A 15,781-nucleotide genomic window follows, 5' to 3' on the forward strand; every position below is an offset into this window, starting at 1 on the left:
TGGATCGAGCGCACCTACCACCGACGCCGACGCCAGAAACGCCTGGCCCGGTTGACCCCCGTCGAGTACGAGACCATCATGACCCCACCCGCAGCCCTGGCTGCATAACCCCACTGTCACCTATCCGTGCAGCAGTCCCGGCGGATCAAGGATCTCCACGCTTCGCCCGGGGTCCAGGGTGAGGTCCCGTGTCAGGAGGTACCAGAGCCACTCACCTATGTAACCAGTGACGCCAGTGGTGTCATTGGCTTCGAATACCGGAGCCGCGACGTTCAGGACGTGCTCTCGGTCCTTATCGACAAGCTTTACGCCTGTTATGACGGCCTCACGCCACAGCTCAAAGGCGAGAGTGTCCAGATCGGCCCGGGCGACCATGATCTCATCCGCGATAACCCACGCCGCCGCTGCTCGGTCCATAGGATCCTGGCTGATGGTCATCACTAGGTCCCATGGGCACACCTGATCACGGCCGCGCGGCTCACGTCGCGTCAGATCAATGAGGCGACCGCCGACCGATTCGGCGCGCTTCATTGCCTGCCCTGCAGAGACTGGCAACTCGCCCCCACCCCCATCCCCCGCCCGGTGCCCGGCCGCAAGAGCAAGACACTGTCTTCGTACGATCACCCTACCCACCCGACTCCTACGCCGAGGTCTACACGATCGCCCCGCCCCGCCCCTGATGATCGCCAGCTCGGCCGCTCTGCCCTTCAGCCAGGGCGCGGTGGACAAGGCCGACGGCACCGACGATCCGTTGTGGTGATTGTGGGGCCCTTTCACGCCGTCCTTGCAATCGTCTATCGACCGGCTAGTGTCCGCAGGTGTTGAGCAGGCCAGGGTGGACGGTGCACTTCGTGAGCCGTGACCTATCCGCCCCCACGACCACGCGTTCTTTCCTCGACGTACAGCCCGACGACCTGGTGTCGTGGCTGGATGAGGCAGGTCTGCCGGACGGCCTGCCGTTCCTGCTTTCGCCGCAGTTCGAGTACGACGTCGCCCTCAACTCGTACTTCCTTCAGGCGAATCTCACGGCGCCGTGGAACAGCAATGCCAACCGGGCCAGAGCTCTGGCCCGGTTCTTCACGTTCCTGCATACCGCGCGCGGTGGGAAGTCGTGGCGGGCTGCCACAGAGGCGGACCATCTGGCGTTCCACCAATGGCGCCGCCGGGATGAGGCCGGGCCGCATGTCGAGGGGAGCACCTGGAACCAGGAGGTGTCGCTGGTCAATCAGTTCTATGACTGGGCTGTCCGGCAGCGTTACGTCGCGGCTGTCCCTATCCCGCGCCGCAGCCGCCGGCCCGCGCCCATGGGTTCGGTTGTCCGGGCCTTCGACTCACCGACGGTCCCGGCGACCTATGCGCATGACGAGAACGGGGAGCGCATTGAGTGGATGCCGCCGGCGACCTACCGGCTCTGGCGGGACGTGGGGCTTCGTGGTTACGGACCGGACGGGCTGCCCTCGGGCCGGTTCCGCGGCCGGTGGGCGGCCCGCAACGCGACGTTCAGCGATCTCATGGTCCGCACGGGGCTGCGGCTGACCGAGCAGGCCAGCGTCACCGTCTTCGAGGCCCCCACCAGCATCGCCCTGGGCGGATATCAGAGGTTCTGGCTGCCCGGCGTGATCGCGAAGAACTTTTCCGCCCGGTGGGTCTACGTCCCGCACAGCACGGTGCAGGAGGTGATCGCCTACATGGAGTGGGACCGGGCCGAGGTGGTCGAACAGGCCAGGGCAGCGGGCCGCTATCAGCGCATCCGCCGGCCCCTGGTTATCGCCGACCCGTCCCGCCCGGATGTGGTGCACCGGCTCAGCGCGGGCGGTGTCCACCGGATGCGGCTGCAAGATCTTTCGCCGATCGAGCGACGGCGGCTTCTGCGGGAAACCGACCACGGTCTGGAACCCGCGATGCTCTGGCTGAATGAGAACGGGCTGCCGATGTCGGTCTCTGGCTGGCAGGCGGTGTTCTCCACGGCCAACGACCGCTGTCACAAGGCCGACGTGCTGGTCGAGGCACACGCCCACCTCCTGCGTCACACGTTCGCGGTGGTCACCCTCGAACAACTCCAGCGGGCCCACATCGCTCAGCTCGCCGAACTCAACCCCGAGCAGCGCGGGCACTACACCCGGATCTTCGGCGACCCGCTGGACTGGGTCCGCCGCAGGCTCGGACACCGGTCGATCCTGACGACCTTGATCTATCTGCACGCCCTCCAGGAGCTGGAGATGGAAACCCGCATGGCCTTGGTCCCGGACACCTGGGACGACCCGAGAGACACCCCGCTGACCCAGATCGGCGACGATGCCGTCCCGGCCGACGCGGAACAGGAAGCGGCCCGGTGACCCGCCGGGGCCGCGGCAGCACGGGGCCGGGCCGACCGTCGGCCTTGCCGCCAGGCAAGTACGACCCGCCCGGCCCGGTGAGGGCAGGTCCCGCGGGCGCGACGGTGGTCTTCTTCCAAGGCGACGACGGTCGTCACGACGTCTTCGACATGGCCCGGCTGCCGCTGCCGGGCTGGTGGATCCCGCTGGCCGAGGCCTTCGCCCAGCGGACGGGCCCCGGCGGCGCACTGCGCACTCGAACCTCAGCATCGGGAGCCTGGTGGTGCCTGGGCCGCTGGATGCGGTACTTGGCCCGACTTCCCACCCCGCCCGCCGATCCCGGCCGCCTCACCGCCGCTAACGTCGAAGGGTTCGTACGGTTCCGCACGGCCCAGGCAGGCGAGGAAACGGCCTTCAAGGACGTGCAGGACATCAAGCTCCTGCTCGACATGGACGCGATCGTCTCGCTCCTGGCACCCGAAGCCCGGGACTCCTTGATCCGGCGGCAGCCAAGATCCCGCGGCTTCGGCCAGGCTGGATACTCCGATGGCGAGTTCGAGCGGCTGCTGGCCGCGGCACGGGCCGATGTTACCCAGATCCGCGACCGGATCGGGGCCGGGGAAGAACTCGTACGCCGCCACGGCAACGGCGCCGGCGACGGGAAGGCGGCCCTGCTGGTCGACATGGCGGCCAGCGGAAGGGTTCCGCGGCTGAGCGATGACGGTCGTCACGACCATCTGACGCGACGGATCACGCTGGCCCAGCACTTGTTTCTGCACCTGCGGGACCTGGCGCCGCTGATGGTCTTGCTGTGTGCTCTGACTGAACGCAACGGCGAGACGATCAAGGAACTGCCCGCACAGCACAAGATCCTGGACGGCCGGGCTGTCGAGCTCACCCTCATCAAACGGCGCCGCGGCCCGCGGCGATGGTTCGAGACGGTCACCTGGGAGATCGGCCCTCCGCACCGGGCCCTGCACACCCCCGGCGGTCTCTACCTGCTGATCCACAAGCTGACAGCCCGCAGCCGGGCGTTCTGCGGCTCGGACCGGCTCTTTTGCGCCTGGCGCAACATCCTCGAGCTCGGGGGCGACGACGTTGCCGAGCACTACCCGCCGTTCGCGGACAAGCTCTGGGGCGAGGTGAAGCTCTCGAAATGGGCCGGGGACCGCCGGCGCCCGCTGCTGGCCGATGCCGCCGAGGGCCGTGAGGCGAAGCCGCTCCAGGTGACCTTCAACCGGATCAAGACCAGCACCGAGGTCCGCCGCACACGCCGGCTGGGCGGACATCTGCCGTCGGCCGCGAAGTCGAACACCATGCAGGTCCTCTTCCGCAACTACCTGGGTGGTGACCCCGTCATCGTCGAGTGGGCCCACCAGGTACTCGGCGAGGCGCTCGCCGACGCCGAGCAGGCCGCACTTCGCGCGCACGAGCAGGTGCTGAACACCGCGGGCGGCTCCTTGCGGGTGGTGACCGGCCCGGCCGACGCCGAAGCGATGCAACGCGAAGCGGGCCTGGATGCCGAGTCGGCCCGGCGGGCGGCCGACGGCGAACTCGACACCGCCTGGACCGCCTGCGGCGACCACGTCCACCCAGCGACCGGGAAGAGCTGCGAGGCATCCTTCCTGGCCTGTTTCCACTGCGGGAACTGCCTGGTCACCCGCGATCACCTGCCCCGGCTGCTGGGTCTCATGGATGCCCTGGCCGAGCGTCGCCTGACGATGAGCGAAACCGCGTGGTGGCGCCGCTACGGGCCGGCCTGGGCTGCGGTCCGCCACGACATCCTCGCGAAGTTCAGCCCCGCGGAACGCGAGCACGCAGAGCGGGCCAAGCCCACCGACATCCTGCTGGATCTGGTTGAGGAACCCTGGGAGCAGATGTGACCGCCCTCGCCCGCAGCGTCGCGATCCCCGGCGACGACGTCTTCGTCCTCCATGACCGGCCACTGCGGGACGGCGTCGCCCTGGAGGAAACCTCACAGTTCGGCGACGACGTCTGGCGCCTGCAGCCCGCGATCCACAAGAGCAGCGGCCGCAACCTGATCCTGAACTTCAACCGCTTCCCTGCCCGGTTCCGACCGGTCGCCAAGCAGCTGGCTTACGCCATGCTCTCCGGGCCCCTCCCGCAAGGAGAAAAGCGCTGCAAGGTCGAAGGAGTACGGTGCGCGTCCACCGAACTCTTCCGCTTCCTGACCTGGCTGGACAGCCAGGCCGAGCCCCGATGCCAGAGGCTGGCCACTCTGACCGGGGCCGACCTTCTCGCCTACCAGCGGCACCTTGTCGGGCTGTTCCCCAATGCGGCGACACAGCGGGGAACCTGCCGGGCGAAAGTCCGGTTGTTCTGGCGCTGGCGGCACAGCCTCAGCGACTGGCTGCCCTTCGACCCCGTTCACATCGACGGGTGGGGCGAACCCGATGCCCGCGGACAAAGGCGAGGCGAGAACCGCACCAGCCGGATTCCCGAAGAGGTCCTCGGCCCGCTGTTCGTCTGGGCACTACGATTCATCGACGTCTTCGGCCCCGACATCATCGCCGCCGACCAGCAGTGGAGGAAGACCCGGTTCATCGGGGTCTACCAGCGGCTTCCGGTCCGGAAGTTCCACAGCTCCACCGGCACCCTGCACCAGGCGATTTCCGATCATCTGGAAACGTACGTCACCAGCGGCCGGCCGCTGCCGGGCTGGCGGGGAGTCCCTAACCGCAAAGTTCTCGCCCAGCAGATCGGATGCAGCCGAAGGTCCCTGGACGAACCCGCCTACCAGGTGCTTATCGACCAGGTCGAGGCCAAGGTCGGGGTCAGCGAGAGCGCCGCCTTCGACATTCCGATCCGCGGCTCGCTCGACGACCGGCCCTGGACCGGCGACATCGTCACGCACCCCGAGCATCCCAACAGCCTCGCAGTTCTGGCCCGGCACCTCCAGGCTGCCGCCTATGCCGTGATCGCATACTTGAGTGGGATGCGCGACTCAGAAGTCAAAGAGCTCCGACGCGGCTGCCTGCGGACCGAGCGGGACCCCGAGGGACGCCCCTACCGCTGGAAAGTCGACGGAATCGCCTTCAAAGGCGAGGACGACCCGAGAGGAGTGCCAGCGACCTGGATTGTCGGCGAACCCGTCGCACGAGCCATCGCGGTCATGGAAACGCTCCAGCCACCCGACACTGACATCCTGTTCACCCGGCTCCCCCACGGCTACGGAACCCGCCACCGTGTCCGCGACACAACCGCCATGCTCAACAGCACCACCAACGAAAATCTCAACCACTTCGTCGCCTGGGTGAACGCCTACTGCGACCAGCACGGACGCAGCGACGCCATCCCGGCCGTCAATGGCAGGACGTTCCGGCTGATGACCTCGCACTTCCGCCGGACCCTGGCCTGGTTCATCGCTCGTCGGCCGGGCGGCTCGATCGCCGGAGCCCTGCAATACCGCCACCACGGCATCCAAATCTTCGAGGGCTATGCCGGCACCAGCGACTCCGGATTCCGCGCGGAAGTCGAGAGCGAACAAGCTCTTGCCCGCGGTGAGCACTACCTCGCCATGGTCGACGCCCACGAACACACCGAGCTGACCGGCCCGGCCGCCGCCGAAGCGGCCCGCCGCCTCGAAGGCTTCGGCCACCGGGCCCGCTTCCAGGGAATCGTCGTCACTGACGAACGGCGCCTGAAACGGATCATGGGACGGGAAGACCCTGCCGTCTATCCCGGCACCTACATCACCTGCGTTCACGACCCCAGCAAGGCCCTCTGCGAACGAGCCCGCAGAGGCCGCTCCGAAGGGCTGCCCGATCACGGCGAATGCCGGCCCCTCGCCTGCCGGAACGTCGCTCTGACCAGCAGCAACACCCAGGCCTGGCGGTCAGAACTCGACCGCATCGACCAGCGCCTGGCGGCACGGCCACCGCTGCCGCCCCTCATGCAGCACCGCCTCGAGTCACGACGGGCCGAGATCACGACGTTCCTCAGCCGCAACACCAGCACCCCGGAGACCGCATGACCCGCCGCGTCGATTCCCCCTCCGAATCCCGAGTCCGGGCGGTATTGGAAGAACTCCGCCAGCGAGCGGGCGACAACGGCACCCAGCCGAGCGTTCTGGCTCTGGCCAGCAAGTTCGGCATGAGCAACACGACCTTCCGCCGCCACTTCCCCGACATCGCACAGGAGATCGCCGCCCTCCGGTCAGCACCGCCGACGCCAGGAGCCCCAAGCGAACCGACCCGCTACGACAGGCTCGTCGCCCGAAACGCCAAGCTCAAGCGTCACAACCGCGAACTCACCGAGACCCTCACACTCGCCGCCTGCCACATCCAGCGCATCACCCTGGAGAACCAGAAGCTGAGAGAAGAACTTGAAGCCGCCACGGGCGTCGCTCGCCTGACCCCCATCCCCTCCAAGCGGCCGGCAACCAGCTGAGGAAGTGGTCAACGGTCAACTGCAAACCCTGGCCACAAGCACCCGGATTACGGTTGCGCCTGCGAGTGCGACGACACCTGGCGCATGGTCTGGGCGCCCGCCACCGAGCCCGGCGCCGTCCCGATCACCGCCCTGCGCCACCCCGCTGCCCTGGTGATCGCTGCCGGCATCCCTAACCCCGACGAAGGTGAGCCCGCGACCTGGGCGGTCTGACCGAGCGGCCGGCACAGAGAAGGCCCGTACTCCCTGCGATGACGCAGGAAGTACGGGCCTTCTCTCGTTTCAGGTCAGAAGCGGCAAATAGTCTATTAGGAATATTAGTTTTCAAATCATTTGATTCTGGGCGCAGCGACTCAAGCACCCATGGCCTACCGAAGCGAACGAGCGGAGGGTCGGGCGAGAGGCCCCGAAGCCTTGTTCTCAACACGACTCGGAACGGGCAAGACGCGTTACACGGTTCGTTCTCTGCCGTTTCCATTGGAAACGGCAACCTCCCGGCCGCACAGTTGCTGACATGGCTCTCCGTCAGACCCTCGATGTGGTCAGTCGTTTCCAATGGAAACGGCGGCCCGGCCCGGGGTAACACCCTCGTTGCTCCCGGCTCAGGCAGCGCGAGGAAGTCAGCGTTTCCGTTGAAAACGGCTAGTCTCGGCCCGTACTTTCTGTCGTCCTGGAGAATCTATGGCTGCCAACCTTCCAAGGCCCAAGCGCACGAGCACCAAGCCGGCCCCCACGGCCCCATCCAAGGAAGAGACGTTCTACCGGGGAGGCAAGGACCGCAGCGGCGACACCGTTGAACTCCACCCCAAGGGCCTCTGCCCCAACCCGTTCAACCAGCGGGCCATGTCGGGCGTCGCGGAACTCGCCGCCACGATCGAGGAAGTCGGCCTCCTCCAGAACATCGCTCACATCCCTGCGGACATCTGGCTCACGCATTACCCGGAGACAGCGGAGAAGATCACCGCCGCGAACGTCATCCTCTTCGGAGAGCACCGCTGGCGCGCAGTCCAGTCACTGGGCTGGCAGACAATCCCCAGCGTCCTCATGGACGACAAGGTCGCGGACGCCCGGCTCATCACCCTCATCGAGAACCTTCGCCGCGCGCAGCTCAGCCCGCTGGAGGAAGCCGAGCACTACGAGGCCCTCCGGAGCAGCGGTCTGTCGTACGAGCAGATCGCGCAGAAGGTCGGAGAGACCGCCAAAGGAGCCATTTCTAAGGGCACCGTATGGAAGCGCGTGCAACTGCTCGCGCTGGAACCGGAAGTCCAAGGGGCGCTCAGGGCCGGCACCCTGGCGGTCAGCACGGCGGAGAAGCTCCAGAAGATGAGCGCCGAGGACCAGCGGGAGGCGGTGACTCTGGTCCAGGGAGGCATGCGCCCGCTGGAGGCACAAACGCAGATCCTCGCACGACAGAGGCAGGCCCAAGACGAGCCCGACTCCGAGACGACCGTAGGCGAGGCCACTGTTTCCACTGGAAACGTCACGACCTCGAAGCCGACGCCCGTTTCCACTGGAAACGCTGCCCCCAAGCCCCGGGCCACGCCGAAGAAGGAGCAGCCCAAACCGTCGGCCGACCAGTACGAACGCGACCGCAGCACCGCAGCCGCAGCCCGAGACGCCGCCTGTCAGCTCCTCGTGGAGACCGTCGACGTCAGCGACACCGGCGACAGCGATCTCCTCCTCAAGGCCATGACCGGCGCCCTGCTCGCCCCGCAGCAGCAGTCCGCAGCCCAGCAGCGCGCCCTGGTCTGGCTCCGCCGGGCCGAACGCCACAGCGTCGACGACCAGAACGCCAGCTCGTACTTCAACGCCGTCCAGGATTCCGGTGACGGAGAACTCCAGCGGCTCGCCGCTTTCGCGAGCGCCCTCGCAGCCGCCGAACTCCGCACCGCCGCCCGCCGGCATTCGTGGGGCAGCCGAGAGACCAGCTACCTCCGCATCCTTCAGGACCACGCGCAGTACGCACCGGAGACCGCGTGGGAGCAGAAGGAACTGGGCTTGGACACCACAGGAGAGAACGCGTGACGCGCACCGTCGACCCCCGCTTCCGCCCCAGAGGGCGGCGCCACCCCAAGATCTATGCCTTCATCCTCGAGTGCGGCGGATCCACCAAGACCACCAGCGCCACGTCCATGGCGACCGAAGCGGCCCTGCGCGGGTACCCGGGCACCATCTTCGACTTCGACGCCAACCGGTCCACGACCACGATCCTCGGCTACAGCGAAGAGGCGATGAAGGGACGGAAGACCGTTCTCGACCTCATCCACGGAACCGCGACCCTGGACGAAGTCGCGCTGCCTGCCCGATACCGCATCGGCGACGGCTACGACGATGACGCCTTCGCCTACATCCCCGGCCTACGGGTCGTGCCCAGCTGCAAGGAGATGTCCACCGCGGACACGGCCATCGCCGAGGACGCGGACCGGCAGGACTGGTTCGCAGAGATCCTGCTCAGCTACGACGGCGACGAGGACGACGTCTTCTGGCTCGACTTCCCCGCCAGCTACGGAAAGATGGTCTACTCCGTGATCCGCATGCTCGACGAGGACGACTCCGTCATCCCGTCGGTCCGCGCCGATCCGAAGGACGTCAAGCTGCTGGTCCCGCTGTTCGAGGAACTGGACCGCGTCCGGGAGAAGAACCGCCTCCGGCGCTCGGTGCCCGGACGCCCAACGGTCAACCACCTGATCCTCACCGGCACCCCGACCGCCAGCTACACCGAAGCGGCGGCCCGGAAGGCAACGGCGCTCGCCGAATCCCGGTACGGCGACATCCTCACGCCCTACATCCGCTACTCCGCCGACGCCAAGAAGCTGTACGACGACTGCTGCCCCCTGCCCATCCTCCTGCCCAACTCGGTGCCGGCCGTCGACTACCGAAAGCTGATGACCAGCATCGGATTCCCCGACCGCAGCTGACCGCCGTTTCCAATGGAAACGGTGCGCGGGCCCGACCACCCCTTTGAGCGGTCGGGCCCTTCCGCGTTCCGCCGGGTCAGAGCCGGGCGTCGATTCCCTCGCTCCCGTGCGAATTCGCACGCGGCACCAGTCGAATCAGGGGCCGGTGAGGATGTCGTGGGTGCCGATGCGACGCCAGATCACGTGCGGTGTGGGCGGATTCAACTGATCGTCGCAACACCTTCTGAACGCGGAGGTGTGCAGTGGGACGACCGAGGAAGCAGATGCCTCAGGCGCCGTCCGGTGCGCGGCGGCAGTGGGCCGCAGACAGGGCGATGCGGCCGCCGATGCGCTCGCCTGGCCGGCCTGAGCCATCGCGTGCTGTTTAGCGCGAGTTCTGGCGTCTGATCGCATCGGGGGTCACTTCTGTCCAGGCCGCCGAGGGGGTCGGCGTGTCGGCGCCGGTCGGGATTCGGTGGTTCCGACACGCTGGCGGGATGGCGCCGCTGAGTCTGGACGAGCCCTCGGGCCGCTACCTGTCGTTCGCGGAACGCGAGGAGATCGCCCTGCTCAAGGCCCAGGAGAAGGGCGTGCGTGAGATCGCCCGCACGCTCGGGCGCGACCCGGGAACGATCTCTCGCGAGCTGCGTCGCAACGCCGCGACCAGGAACGGTAAGCCGGTCTATCGCGCCGTGGTGGCCCAGTGGAAAGCACAGCAGGCCGCGAAACGCCCGAAGACGGCCAAGCTCGTGGACAACGACCGTTTGCGTGAGTACGTGCAGGACCGGCTCGCCGGTGAGGTGCGCCGACCCGACGGCACGATCGTTCCAGGTTCCGCGACGCCGCCGTGGAAGGGTCTGAACAAGCCCCATCGCCAGGACCGGCGCTGGTCAAGGGCATGGAGCCCGGAGCAGATCGCCTGCCGACTGCGGGTCGACTTCCCTGATGATGGGTCCATGCGCATCAGCCATGAGGCGATTTACCAGTCGCTGTTCATCGAGGGCCGAGGCACACTCAAGCGCGAGCTGGTCACGTGCTTGCGCACCGGCCGTGCGTTGCGGGAGCCCAGGGCGCGGTCCAGGAACAAGCCGCAGGGCCACGTCACCGCTGACGTCGTTCTCAGCGAGCGCCCGGCCGAGGCCGACGACCGTGCTGTCCCGGGCCATTGGGAGGGCGACCTGATCATTGGGACGGGCAGGTCCGCGATTGGCACGCTCGTCGAGCGCAGCAGCCGGTCCACGCTCCTGGTGCATCTGCCACGGCTGGACGGTTGGGGCGAGAAGCCGTACGTCAAGAACGGGCCGTCGCTCGGCGGATATGGGGCCGTCGCGATGAACGCGGCCCTGACGGAAGCGATGACCAAGTTGCCCGAGCAACTACGCAAGACCCTCGCCTGGGACCGCGGGAAGGAGCTCTCCGGCCACGCCCAGTTCGCCATGGAGAGCGGGACACGGGTGTTCTTCGCCGATCCTCACTCGCCCTGGCAGCGACCGACGAACGAGAACACCAACGGGCTGCTGCGGCAGTACTTCCCGAAAGGCACAGACCTGTCCCGATGGTCCGCCGAAGACCTCGAAGCCGTCGCATACGCGCTCAACAATCGGCCCCGCAAGATCCTCGGTTGGAAGACGCCCGCCGAAGTCTTCGAAGAGCAACTACGCTCGCTACAACAACTCGGTGTTGCATCGACCGGTTGAACTGGCCCTACATGTGACGGCTGAGCTTCAAATGGGCCAGACGGCGTCACCGCAACAAGCCGAGTTACTGGGTCGTGGACCGGTACTTCGGCAGGTTCCACCCGTCCCGGCGTGACCGGTGGGTGTTCGGCGACCGCGACAGCGGCGCCTTCCTCATCAAGTTCGCCTGGACCGGCAACGTCCGCCACCAGCTCGTCAAGGGCGGGGCGTCCCCGGACGACCCTGCTCTGGCCGAGTACTGGCAGAACAGCCGCCGCAGGAAAGCGCCGCTGCCGATGGACAAGACCAGTCTTCTCCTGGCGGTCAGGCAGCAGGGGCTCTGTCCTCCTACCTCAACGACGACGCCCAGCTCGCCGTGGACTGGCTGCCCCACGCCCGCCTCGTCCGCGAGGCGAGCGAATCAGAGGATCCTGATCTTGTCTATCCTGACTCCGCCAGGATAGTTGGGCCAGTTGAACGTGGTCCACTTGCCGATCGGAGTTTCGGGCTGCCACTTTCCGTCCCCGTACCATTGGACCCGGTTGTTTCCGGTCCAGATCTCGTCAACCCAGTAGGTCCGCCCCGACACTTCGAAGGAGTGTTCTCCACTGTTGGCAAAACATGGGCGCGTGACACTCCAGCCGAAGTTGTAGTTGTAGTGCATGTCCATATGGACATACTCGCTGATGCCGTTGCACTCGACCATGTCGATCGCAGATGCGGACTGCGGGGCCAGGATGAGCGAGGCCACCGCGACGGAAGATGCCAGTATGGCCTTGGCTGCCCGTCGATTCATTTGTCTCACGCAAGTTCTCCTTTACGAAACCGCAGAAGTGCAACGAGTGCCGGTTTTGGTGTGGTCGTCGTTTGCATCTTGCTGCCTATTAGTTCCTTCCGGTCATGAAGCTACGGATGCGGCGGCTCGGAGTCGTCACCCTGTGGTGGACACCTCTGCGTAGCTCGCACGGGGGACAAGCCCCGTGACCCAGTACTACCTCCGCATGGGCCGCGTTGTACGTCGACATCGCGGCGGCGGACGTGTTCGTAGTTCTCGTCGAGCAGGCTGAGCCGGCGGAACTCCTCGGCGGTCTGCTGGTACTGCTTCATCAGTGAGCCTTTCTCATCCTGTGCCGAGAGGGTGAAATGGCCTGGTCAACGATGGCAACGAGGCAAGGCCTTGGCGGTGGCCTGGTGATCTCACCCATCACACCGGCAACCAAGTGCTCCTGTTGATTCCGTATCTATCCATGCTCGACGTCCCGTGCGAGCCCGTCGAGCATGCCTCAGTAGGTGTTTTTTACTCGCTTCCTCGGACTGCGTCCGGCAGCCCAAGAGCGAGTGCCCCTTGTCCCGGAACAGGATGTGCATGCCGCAGGGACTTGATGGACTGGGACGATGAAGATCTTGTCGCCTCTTGTCCTGCGGCTTCTTGAACGGTTCAACGCCGCTTATCCCTGGGATCACAACGCCCACTACCACCGCTGGATCCTGCGGCAGTTGCCGAGGCGCTTCGACCGCGTCCTGGATGTCGGTTCCGGCAGCGGTGATCTTGCAAGGCTCTTGGCCGGACGAGCCGATGCTGTGCAGGCCGTCGATTCCGATCCGGTGATCACAGCCCAGGCCCAGAAACTGACTCCTTCCGGGCTCTCCGTCACCTTCACCGTCGCGGATGCAATAACCGAGCTGCCTGCCGGTCCTTATGACGTCATCACGTGCGTCGCCACGATCCACCACCTGTCGTTCACCCAGGCACTCACCCGCTTCCGCAGTCATCTGGCTCCGGGAGGGACACTGGTGATCGTCGGCCTGTCTCGCGCCCAGACCTCCGTGGACCACCTGCTCGGTGCTGTCGCCATTCCGGCCAACGCTGCCATGGGCTGGCTGAAGAACAAGGGCCGCCCCTCGCAGCGGCCCGTCTCCATGACGGCCCCTACTCGTCCAGCGGACATGACCTTTGACGACATCGTCCGCGAAGCCAGAGACGTCCTCCCTGGCGCACGAATGCGACGACGGTTGTTCTGGCGCTATACGCTTGTATGGAATCAGCCCTGAGCGGCCCGCGGCTTCCTCGACCAAGTGTCGTTGCGGGGGCTCTTGCGGGTGAGACGCGTCTTCCCCGCCGACGCGGGGGTGTTCCGAGCGGAACCATCGCGGCGCTCGGATCAGACGCGTCTTCCCCGCCGACGCGGGGGTGTTCCGCACTAAGCCGGTTCAGAAGATCTCTGGTCTGGCATATCGCCCGGCGCCCCGGAGGACTGATTGTGCTTGCCATCCAGTACGGCCACATGCGCACCGTCCTCGACGCCCGCACCTCCAGCGGCTAAGGCGCCTGCGGCCGCCAAGGCATCCACGCCATCCTCGACGTCGATACGGCCCTCGCCGCCGCCGACACCGCAGCCCGGCTGCGCAACCGAGTCGTCGCCGGAGAGAACGTCTCAGGACCCGCTGCCCGCCGGGCCCTGACCGCCGCCGCCCACACCCCCCGCTTCGAGGGCCGCAGCGTCCCCCGCACGTTCGCTAGTGCTCTGACCGCATAGGTTCGCCGGGTTGGTGGTCGTGGCGGTTGGATGTGTGGTGACGTCCGATCCGACCGCTGGAGGCGCGGTGGCCGAGCCTGTCCGTGTGCGCAGACTGGCAGACCAGGAGGGGCAGCATCTGCAGCAGATCGTGCGTCGGGGCAGCACCAACTCGGTGTGCTATCGGCGGGCGATGATGCTGCTGGCTTCGGCTGGCGGGAACCGGGTGCCTGTGATCGCCCAGCTGGTGCAGGCCGACGAGGCCAACGTCCGGGACGAGATCCACCGCTTCAACGAGATCGGCCTGGCCTGCCTGGACCCTCAGTGGGCGGGAGGCCGTCCCTGCCAGCTCAGCCCTGGGACGAGGACTTCGTCATCCAGACGGCCACCACCCGCCCGACCAAACTCGGTCAGCCCTTCACCCGTTGGTCCCTGCGCAAGCTCGTCGCCTACCTGCGCAAAGTCCACGGCCACGTGATCCGGATCGGCCGCGAGGCGTTACGCTGCCTGCTCGCCCGCCGCGGCGTGACCTTCCAGCGCACCAAGACGTGGAAGGAATCCCCGGACCCCGACCGCGAGGCGAAGCTGGACCGGATCGAGGAGGTCCTGGACCAATTCCCCGACCGGGTCTTCGCCTTCGACGAGTTCGGCCCGCTCGGGATCCGTCCCACCGCAGGCTCGGGCTGGGCCGGGCAGAATCGTCCCGACCGGCTGCCCGCCACCTACCACCGCACTCACGGCGTGCGGTACTTCCACGGCTGCTATTCGGTCGGCGACGACACCCTGTGGGGCGTCAACCGCCGCAGAAAGGGTGCCACCAACACGCTGGCCGCGCTGAAGTCGATCCGTGCCGCCAGGCCCGACGGCGCCCCGATCTACGTGATCCTGGACAACTTGTCCGCCCATAAAGGCGCCGACATCCGTCGCTGGGCGGGGAAGAACAAGGTCGAGCTGTGCTTCACCCCGACCTATGCATCCTAGGCGAATCCGATCGAAGCCCGCTTCGGACCGCTGCGGCAGTTCACCATCGCCAACTCCCACCACCCCAACCACACCGTCCAGACACGTGCCCTGCACGCCTACCTGCGGTGGCGCAATGCCAACGTCCGCCACCGTGACGTCCTGGCCGCCGAACGCAAGGAACGCGCCCGAATCCGCAGCGTGAAAGGCATCCGCTGGGGCGGACGTCCCCTCAAGACCGCAGCATGAACGCACTTTCTACCCAGTGCGCAGCTCCTCGTGAAAGGCTGGGGGCATGATGGGTGGACCGTTTGAGAACCCAGAACTCTGGGCATTCCTGGAGTCATTGCACCGCGGCAAGTTCCTTTCCGGCACCGTCACAGCGATCGAACGGTTCGGTGTGTTCGTGGCGCTGGACGACGGACCCGACCATCCGGTCTTCCCCGGCGTCGGATTCATCTCCTTCGCTGAACTGTCCTGGCGACGCTTCGAGGCAGCCACCGACGTCGTGCAGGTCGGGCAGCGCGTCTCATGCGAGTTCCTCCAGTTCGACACATGGAACCTGGAGGCGAGACTGTCCTTGAAGGCCACACAGCCGGACCCCTTTCAGGTATTCGCCGACACCATCGCGTTGGGGCAGAAACTGCCTGGCCAGGTCACCAAGCTGATCCCGTTCGGCGTCTTCGTCCAGGTCGCCGACGGGATCGAGGGACTGGTTCACCTGCGCGAGCTCGCCTGGACACCGGTGGAGGCTCCAGCAGATGTCGTCCAGGTCGGCGACGAGATCACGGTGGTCGTCACCGAGATCGACCGAGAGCGACGCAGGCTATCCCTCTCCCGACGACAAAGCTCATCCGCCGGCATGTGACGCGCTGCGTTGCGACGGTTCCCTTGCCCGAGCGCTCCTGAACGTCTGCTCAGCCAAAGGAAGACACACGCCCCAGGCCGGTGAACCTTTCCGGTCGCAGCACTACTAGGAAAGCCAGAACCTTTCTCGCCCGCGACGG

Annotated in this window: 12 protein-coding genes and 2 pseudogenes; 12 read left to right on the top strand and 2 right to left on the bottom strand. The window is 66.6% G+C overall.

Annotation, left to right across the window (positions count from 1 at the left end; genetic code table 11):
- Positions 1-120: 120 nt before the first annotated feature.
- Positions 121-438: a hypothetical protein gene (locus VN520_RS04180; protein WP_325745470.1), complete on the bottom strand. Its 318-nt coding sequence runs from the start codon at positions 436-438 to the stop codon at positions 121-123.
- Positions 439-851: 413 nt separating this feature from the next.
- Between VN520_RS04180 and VN520_RS04185 the strand changes: the two genes are divergently transcribed.
- The 8 genes from VN520_RS04185 (at position 852) to VN520_RS04220 (ending at position 11,319) form a co-directional block, all read left to right on the top strand.
- A complete protein-coding gene (locus tag VN520_RS04185) occupies positions 852-2,336 on the top strand; it encodes a site-specific integrase (protein ID WP_325745471.1) in 1,485 nt (494 codons plus the stop codon).
- A 44-nt stretch (positions 2,337-2,380) separates the two neighbouring features.
- Positions 2,381-4,198, top strand: coding sequence for a hypothetical protein (locus VN520_RS04190; RefSeq protein ID WP_325745472.1), 1,818 nt, complete (start codon positions 2,381-2,383; stop codon positions 4,196-4,198).
- The gene (locus VN520_RS04195; protein WP_325745473.1) at positions 4,195-6,309 is read left to right on the top strand and encodes a hypothetical protein; all 2,115 of its coding nucleotides are present in this window, start codon (positions 4,195-4,197) and stop codon (positions 6,307-6,309) included. The genes VN520_RS04190 and VN520_RS04195 overlap by 4 nt, the downstream gene beginning before the upstream one ends.
- Positions 6,306-6,725, top strand: a complete 420-nt coding sequence (locus VN520_RS04200) for a hypothetical protein (RefSeq protein WP_325745474.1) — start codon at positions 6,306-6,308, stop codon at positions 6,723-6,725. The genes VN520_RS04195 and VN520_RS04200 overlap by 4 nt, the downstream gene beginning before the upstream one ends.
- An 84-nt stretch (positions 6,726-6,809) precedes the next feature.
- Positions 6,810-6,938, top strand: a complete 129-nt coding sequence (locus tag VN520_RS04205) for a hypothetical protein (RefSeq protein ID WP_325745475.1) — start codon at positions 6,810-6,812, stop codon at positions 6,936-6,938.
- Positions 6,939-7,406: 468 nt separating this feature from the next.
- Positions 7,407-8,750 (top strand): ParB/RepB/Spo0J family partition protein, encoded by a 1,344-nt coding sequence (locus VN520_RS04210; protein WP_325745476.1) that lies wholly within the window; start codon positions 7,407-7,409, stop codon positions 8,748-8,750.
- Positions 8,747-9,643: a ParA family protein gene (locus tag VN520_RS04215; protein ID WP_325745477.1), complete on the top strand. Its 897-nt coding sequence runs from the start codon at positions 8,747-8,749 to the stop codon at positions 9,641-9,643. The genes VN520_RS04210 and VN520_RS04215 overlap by 4 nt, the downstream gene beginning before the upstream one ends.
- Positions 9,644-10,026: 383 nt before the next feature.
- Entirely contained in the window at positions 10,027-11,319 is a 1,293-nt protein-coding gene (locus VN520_RS04220) for an IS30 family transposase (RefSeq protein ID WP_414719765.1), read from the top strand.
- A gap of 400 nt (positions 11,320-11,719) precedes the next feature.
- On the opposite strand, the gene VN520_RS04225 is transcribed toward VN520_RS04220, so the two are convergent.
- Entirely contained in the window at positions 11,720-12,094 is a 375-nt protein-coding gene (locus VN520_RS04225) for a beta/gamma crystallin domain-containing protein (protein WP_325745514.1), read from the bottom strand.
- A gap of 599 nt (positions 12,095-12,693) precedes the next feature.
- On the opposite strand from VN520_RS04225, the gene VN520_RS04230 reads away from it, so the two are divergent.
- The 4 genes and pseudogenes from VN520_RS04230 to VN520_RS04245 all read left to right on the top strand — a co-directional run bounded on the left by VN520_RS04230 (position 12,694) and on the right by VN520_RS04245 (position 15,642).
- On the top strand, positions 12,694-13,350 hold the full coding sequence (locus VN520_RS04230) for a class I SAM-dependent methyltransferase (protein ID WP_325745478.1): 657 nt from the start codon (positions 12,694-12,696) through the stop codon (positions 13,348-13,350).
- 137 nt (positions 13,351-13,487) lie between these two features.
- Positions 13,488-13,817, top strand: a pseudogene (locus tag VN520_RS04235) (integrase); the annotation flags it as partial.
- 85 nt (positions 13,818-13,902) lie between these two features.
- Positions 13,903-15,023: pseudogene (locus VN520_RS04240) on the top strand (IS630 family transposase).
- A 46-nt stretch (positions 15,024-15,069) separates the two neighbouring features.
- The gene (locus VN520_RS04245; protein WP_325745479.1) at positions 15,070-15,642 is read left to right on the top strand and encodes a S1 RNA-binding domain-containing protein; all 573 of its coding nucleotides are present in this window, start codon (positions 15,070-15,072) and stop codon (positions 15,640-15,642) included.
- The last annotated feature ends 139 nt before the right edge of the window (positions 15,643-15,781 follow it).

This window comes from Streptomyces sp. (assembly GCF_035563135.1).
Lineage (GTDB): Bacteria > Actinomycetota > Actinomycetes > Streptomycetales > Streptomycetaceae > Streptomyces.